This is a genomic window from Pseudomonas sp. (assembly GCF_026224925.1).
In the GTDB taxonomy this organism is placed as follows: Bacteria; Pseudomonadota; Gammaproteobacteria; order Pseudomonadales; family Pseudomonadaceae; genus Aquipseudomonas.
The window spans coordinates 1-5,906 of sequence record NZ_JAMFRV010000397.1; the positions used below are offsets into that span (position 1 = coordinate 1).

6 protein-coding genes are annotated in these 5,906 nt (G+C 57.9%); 4 read left to right on the forward strand and 2 right to left on the reverse strand.

The features are described 5' to 3' along the window. Positions 1-180: 180 nt before the first annotated feature. The 3 genes from M0974_RS17175 to M0974_RS17185 are packed head-to-tail and all read left to right on the forward strand — an operon-like array spanning position 181 to position 3,733. Entirely contained in the window at positions 181-1,098 is a 918-nt protein-coding gene (locus tag M0974_RS17175; RefSeq protein ID WP_297839170.1) for an ABC transporter permease, read from the forward strand. Further along, on the forward strand, positions 1,095-2,018 hold the full coding sequence (locus M0974_RS17180; protein ID WP_297839172.1) for an ABC transporter permease: 924 nt from the start codon (positions 1,095-1,097) through the stop codon (positions 2,016-2,018). Before M0974_RS17175 ends, M0974_RS17180 begins: the two co-directional genes overlap by 4 nt. Next, the gene (locus M0974_RS17185; protein ID WP_297839175.1) at positions 2,015-3,733 is read left to right on the forward strand and encodes an ABC transporter ATP-binding protein; all 1,719 of its coding nucleotides are present in this window, start codon (positions 2,015-2,017) and stop codon (positions 3,731-3,733) included. Before M0974_RS17180 ends, M0974_RS17185 begins: the two co-directional genes overlap by 4 nt. A gap of 63 nt (positions 3,734-3,796) precedes the next feature. On the opposite strand, the gene M0974_RS17190 is transcribed toward M0974_RS17185, so the two are convergent. Further along, on the reverse strand, positions 3,797-4,693 hold the full coding sequence (locus M0974_RS17190; protein WP_297839178.1) for a LysR family transcriptional regulator: 897 nt from the start codon (positions 4,691-4,693) through the stop codon (positions 3,797-3,799). A gap of 100 nt (positions 4,694-4,793) precedes the next feature. Between M0974_RS17190 and M0974_RS17195 the strand changes: the two genes are divergently transcribed. Continuing rightward, positions 4,794-5,438 carry an NAD(P)-binding domain-containing protein gene (locus tag M0974_RS17195; protein WP_297839179.1) on the forward strand — a complete coding sequence of 215 codons (645 nt, stop codon included), beginning with the start codon at positions 4,794-4,796 and terminating at the stop codon, positions 5,436-5,438. 203 nt (positions 5,439-5,641) lie between these two features. On the opposite strand, the gene M0974_RS17200 is transcribed toward M0974_RS17195, so the two are convergent. After that, a partial coding sequence (locus M0974_RS17200) for a hypothetical protein (protein ID WP_297839184.1) occupies positions 5,642-5,906 on the reverse strand: 265 nt, incomplete at its 5' end.

Here is a 5,906-nt window from a genome sequence, read left to right on the forward strand (position 1 = left end):
ATCCTCGACGAAATCCAGAAACGCGCGATCGACCTGGCCTACATCGTCCCGTTGTTCGCGCCCAGCTATCAGCTGGCGGCCAAAAGTAACCTGCATGGCCTGAGCTTCGAGGCACAACTCGATTCGCCGTCCAACCTGTATGACGCATGGCTCAGCCCCGCGAAAAACTGAGGAGTCGATATGTGGCGTCCGGTTTTAACGCGAATTTTCAGCAGTCTGGTGGTGATCTGGCTCAGCGTGAGCGCGGCCTTCATCGCTCTGCATTCATTACCGGGCAACGTCGCGGATATCCTCGCTGGCGATGTGGACTATCCCGGTATGCGCGAAGCCATCGCTGCAGAGTGGGGCCTGGACAAGTCGCTGCCCGAGCAATACCTGGATTTTCTCTGGCGGCTGGCCCATGGCGATCTGGGAACTTCCTACATCATGCGTCTGCCCGTATCGGAGGTGCTTGCGTCGCAGCTCTGGCCCACGATCCAACTGGCCTTGAGCGCAGGTGCGTTGGCGATCCTGTTGTCGATCGCGATCTCCCTATGCACTGCTGGACGCAGCCCGCGACTGCGCAAAGTCGCGTCGCTGTTTGAATTAGTCTGCACCTCAACGCCAGTGTTCTGGATCGGCATTCTTCTGTTGATGCTGTTCTCCTTTCAGCTGCGGCTGTTTCCGGTGGCGGGTGCCCACGGCTGGCGCTCACTGGTGTTGCCCGCCGTCACCCTTGCGCTGCCAACCGTCGGGCTGCTTTCCCAGGTCCTGCGCGAGTCCATGGAAAAGGTGCTGGAACAACCTTTCATTACCACGGTGCGCTCCCGAGGGTTGAGTGAAACCCGCCTGCGCAGCGGCCACGTGTTGCGCCATGGCTTGCTGCCTATCGTCACGCTTGGGGGCTGGCTGATCGGCGGTTTGCTCGGCGGTGCGGTGATCACCGAAAAAGTCTTCGGTCGTCCAGGCCTGGGCACCGTCACCCTCAATGCGATCGCTGCTCAGGACGTGCCAGTGGTTCTGGCGGTGGTGCTGCTCGCTGCGGCGATCTACGTTTCGATCTCCACATTGCTCGATATTGCCTATCTGTTCATCGACCCGAGGCTGAGAACCCAATGAGCTATTTATCCGCACGGCGCGCGCAGGTTTTGGAAACCGAACCACCCCAGCACAGCGACGTTGTCATCGATACCCCGCCGTTGCCCTTGGCGCCGGAGCTCAGCAACCGTTTCAAACGTTTGCCATTGGGTATCACGCTGTCGCTCGCATTTTTACTCGTACTGCTGGCCGCCGTGGTCGCGCCTCATGCCTTTACCTCATACGACCCGTTGATTGGCAACATCAGCCAAGGCTTGCAAGCCCCCGGACCTAACCATTGGTTCGGCACCGATCGCCTAGGCCGTGACGTCTTTGCCCGCGTGGTCTACGGCGCTCGCTATTCACTGTTGATCGGCCTTGCCGGGATGCTCATTAGCCTGGTGGTCGGTGTAGTGCTAGGCGTTGTCGCCGGCATGAAAAACCGCTGGCTGGATGAAGTCGCCTCAAGGATCTTCGATGTGCTTTCCGCGTTCCCCGGCGTGCTGCTGGCGTTGCTTGTGATAACCCTGATCGGGCCCGGCATGGTCAACGTCGCCATCGCCATCGGCATCGCTGGCATCCCCAAGTTCGGACGTATGGTTCGCAGCCAGACCCAACTGGTGCGCCAGGCCGACTACGTGACCCACGCCTGTTTCTATGGCAAGAGCCGCAGCGTCATTTTCTTTCGGCACCTGTTGCCCAATGTGCTGGTGGCCATTCCGATTCTGGCGACGATCGATATCGGCAGTTCGATCATGGCCGTATCGGGCCTAAGCTTTCTGGGCCTTGGTCCACAACCGCCGACACCGGAATGGGGCGTGATGCTTGCCGAAGGTCGTGACGTACTACGCACTGCTTGGTGGCCCAGTGTTTTCCCAGGGCTGGCCATCACCCTGACCGTCATCGCTTTCAGTCTGACTGGACGCCACATTCAACACCGCTTCGAAGGTCGTTTGTCATGAGTACAGTCAAAACCTTTCCCGGCGCTGATCTGTTGGTGGATATCCAAAACCTGAATATCGGTTTCGGCGGTGCCAACCAAGGCAAGCCGCTGGTGCGTAATGTCAGCTTCACTATCAGGCCCGGTCAATGCGTGGCCCTGGTGGGAGAGTCAGGGTCTGGCAAGAGTATTACTGCACGCAGCCTGTTGGGTCTGGCTGGAGACGGTGCCCAAATCAACGCCAGCCGGTTTCAGTTGGCGGGGCGCGATGCGCTGACCTTCCACGACCGCGACTGGCAGCAATTGCGCGGCACCTTTGCCGGGCTGGTGATGCAGGATGCGCTGGTATCACTGGACCCGTTACGCACCATCGGCCAGGAAACCGCCGAGGTCATTACTCGCCATGACCTGGTGCGCGGACGCAAGGCCATCGAGCAACGGATTGAGGAGGTACTCGGTCGGGTCGGCATTGATGACCCGGCCAGTCGTGCTCGCCAGTACGCGCACCAATTGTCCGGTGGCTTGCGTCAGCGGGCGCTGATCGCCTCGGCCATTGCGGGAGGCCCGTCATTGATCATTGCCGACGAACCGACCACGGCGCTGGATGTGACGGTGCAGAAACAAGTGATCAGCGTCCTGGCAGAACGGGTGCAGGCCGGAGCCGGTTTGTTGCTGATCAGTCATGACCTTGCGCTGGTGGCCGACATTGCCGACTGGGTCTGCGTGCTGTATCAAGGCGAGGTGGTGGATGCCGGGCCGGTGGCAGAAGTTCTGAGCAACCCGCGCCATAGCTACACTCGCCAATTGCTGGCGGCGGTGCCGTCAGCGGCCTCCCGCGGGCACAAGCTCAGCTCGGCACGCCTTGTTGCACCGGAATCGGGAGCTGCGACCCTATCGATCCAACGCGATGCCTTGGCTGAACGCAGTGTCGAAACTCAGACCGTTCTCAAAGTGGAAAAAATTTCCAAGCGCTATCGGACTTCGGGCTGGCTAAGCAAGACCACCGAGTTCACAGCCTTGCGTGATGCGTCGTTCGAGATTCACAAGGGCGAAGTGCTCGGCATCGTCGGCGAGTCCGGCTCAGGCAAAAGCACCTGCGCCAACATTGTGCTGGGCCTGTTGCAACCGGACAGCGGGCAGGTGAGCCTGCTCGGCCAGCCTTGGAGCGGCATCAGCGAGCAACAGCGCCGGCCATTGCGCAAACAGATGCAGTACATCCCCCAGGACCCGCTGAGTTCGTTCGATCCGCGATACACCGTATTGCAGCTCATCGCAGAAAACCTGCCCGAGGAGTTCAACGCCGCAGATCATAAACAGCAAGTGATCGAGTTGTTGCGGCAAGTCGGGCTGGGCGAACAATACCTGCATCGGCGGCCGAGAACCCTGTCGGGCGGGCAACGACAACGGGTCGCCATCGCCCGTGCTCTGGCGCCCGCCCCCACCTTGTTGATCTGCGATGAGCCCGTATCGGCACTGGATGTCTATGTGCAAGCACAGGTGCTGGACCTGATCGGCGAACTGCAAGCCAGGCATCAAATGTCACTGCTGTTCATCTCCCATGACCTGGGCGTGGTCCAGCACATCAGCGACCGGGTTCTAGTGTTTCACCGTGGCGAAATCGTCGAGCAGGGCCAGGTTGCTCCGCTGTTCGATTCACCGCAGCATCCCTATACCCAGACATTGTTGAGTTCGCTGCCGGGTATTCGCTCGAAGGCGTTACATGCAGCGGTTTTTTGATGGAACCGGGGCGATCATCCGCAAAACCTCTACCCCTGAGGTTTAGACAACTCAAAAGCCTGCTCAAGGTGCACCAAAGCGGGCGAGCGCAGCATCGATAAATCGTCGGAGTTTGGCTGTTCTCTGACGATTTGCCGTGTAGAGCAAATACATATGTCGGCTCGGAGCTTCGAAATCAGCTAACAGTCGCACCAACTCGCCGCTTCGCAGCGCTGGCTCAAGAAAATCTTCGGGTCCAAGAACAACTCCAAACCCGTCAAGCGCTGCTGACAGCAGTGCTTTGCTTTCGTTGACCTGCAAACGACTGGCGATCTGTACCTTATGAACTGCGGAGCCTTTGCAGAACTGCCATTCGCGGTCGGCCGGGCGGGACCAATAGGCATATCCTAAACATTCATGGTTCTCGAGATCACTCGGTGTTTGTGGCGTTCCGCGCTCAGTCAGATAGTTCGGTGCTGCGCAGGCCACCAACCGATAAGGCGCCAACGGTCTAGCTGTCAAACTGGAGTTGGCTAAGGGGCCGATCCGAAAAGCCACTTCAAAACCCTCTTCCACCAGATCGACGAAGCGGTCCGTCAAATGCAGATCGATTTCTACCTCGGGGTTGTGACGCAAAAAATCCGTCACAAATGGCATGAGGCTATAGGAACCGAAGGTCACGGGAGCACTGACTTTCAGTTTGCCACGAGGGGTGTCGTTCATGATCTGCGCAAGGGAGTCGGCAGCCTGGGCTTCGCTCAAAATATGCTTACAGCGTTCATAGTAAGCACTCCCCAGTTCAGTCAGGCTCTGCCGCCGGGTAGTACGGTTCAGTAGCCGCGCCCCTAGCCGGTGCTCAAGAGCGGAAACATGTTTGGCGACCATCTGCGGCGACATGCCCAATCGCTCTGCGGCGCTGGCATAGGAGCCTGATTCCGCAGCCATCACAAAAGCGCCCATGCTCGTAAGGCGATCCATCATTCAATACTCCTGGTAACAATACTAAGTATTCGACGGTTATTTATCTCCCATTGATTGCTAATCATCATAGCCTCTTCCTACCAACCAGCGGAGTAAGGACATGCGAATAGGCATTATTGGCGCAGGATTCATCGGACGTGCAGTGGCGCAGTTGGTTATAGCTGCGGGACACGAGGCGATGCTTAGCAACTCACGCGGCCCGAAGACGATGAGTAGCGTGGTCAGTGGCATTCCCAACAGCAAGGTCGGCACCATAGAGGACGCTGCACAATTTGGCGAAGTGGTTCTCGTGGCAATCCCCTTGGAGCATTACCGAAGCGTGCCTGCCAAGTGGCTAGAGGGCAAAATTGTCCTGGATGCCAACAACTACTACCCGGAACGAGACGGCCATATTGCTGCCCTGGACCGATTCGAAACCACCACCAGCCGCCTGCTCGCCGAGCATCTGCCCCACTCCAAAGTGGTCAAGGTTTTTAACGCAATCTTTGCTCGAGACCTGGTGCAAGACGCGCGCCCGAAGGCTGCGCCCGACAGACGCGCACTGCCGATCGCGGCTGATGATCCGGTCGCGAAAGCCTTGGTTATCAAGTTGCTGGACGAGATTGGGTTTGACGCTATTGATGCTGGCAGCCTTGATGAAAGCTGGCGATTTGAACGGGCTAAACCCGCCTACTGCGTACCGCTGGATAAAGAAGGGCTGAAAGTTGCCTTGGCTGCGGCCCAACGGCAGGTCGAATTGCCCTAGGGATCGTGGCGTCGCTGAATAGCCCGCAACCCACTGGATCGAGGGAAGACTTGGAGCTGACTGAGGACGATATCAGCTTCGGGTCGATGGCGGTCCTTCCTGATAGGCAGATAACGGCCGACTCTGTTGAAAAAATCGGCCTCGGTTTCTACGGAAGAAAAGTACGCGTCGTAGATTGAAATCCTTAATATTTGCAGAGATTTTCAGGCTGAGATTTCACGTAGAAGCGTGCTAAAAAGCGGTTTCGCCGGCCAATCTTTCGGCAGTTCTAAAAAGCCGACTTTTTCAACAGAATCGGCCGAAAGCAAACAGTGATGCATGCCTTTTCTTAGCAGCCAGCGCCCTTGCGCTATAGTGGATTGACCGCACTGACACCCGAAGGCCCCTACATAAAAGCTTGCCGAGCCGCTAATGAAGAATCTTAATGCGAGGGCATCGCTCGCACTTACCGTACTCGCTGTTGTGATG

Bases quoted from the DNA above. Each gene is read 5' to 3' on its own strand.
- M0974_RS17175 (WP_297839170.1), top strand. From the start codon at position 181: ATGTGGCGTCCGGTTTTAACGCGAATTTTCAGCAGTCTGGTGGTGATC.
- M0974_RS17180 (WP_297839172.1), top strand. From the start codon at position 1,095: ATGAGCTATTTATCCGCACGGCGCGCGCAGGTTTTGGAAACCGAACCA.
- M0974_RS17185 (WP_297839175.1), top strand. From the start codon at position 2,015: ATGAGTACAGTCAAAACCTTTCCCGGCGCTGATCTGTTGGTGGATATC.
- M0974_RS17190 (WP_297839178.1), bottom strand. From the start codon at position 4,693: ATGATGGATCGCCTTACGAGCATGGGCGCTTTTGTGATGGCTGCGGAA.
- M0974_RS17195 (WP_297839179.1), top strand. From the start codon at position 4,794: ATGCGAATAGGCATTATTGGCGCAGGATTCATCGGACGTGCAGTGGCG.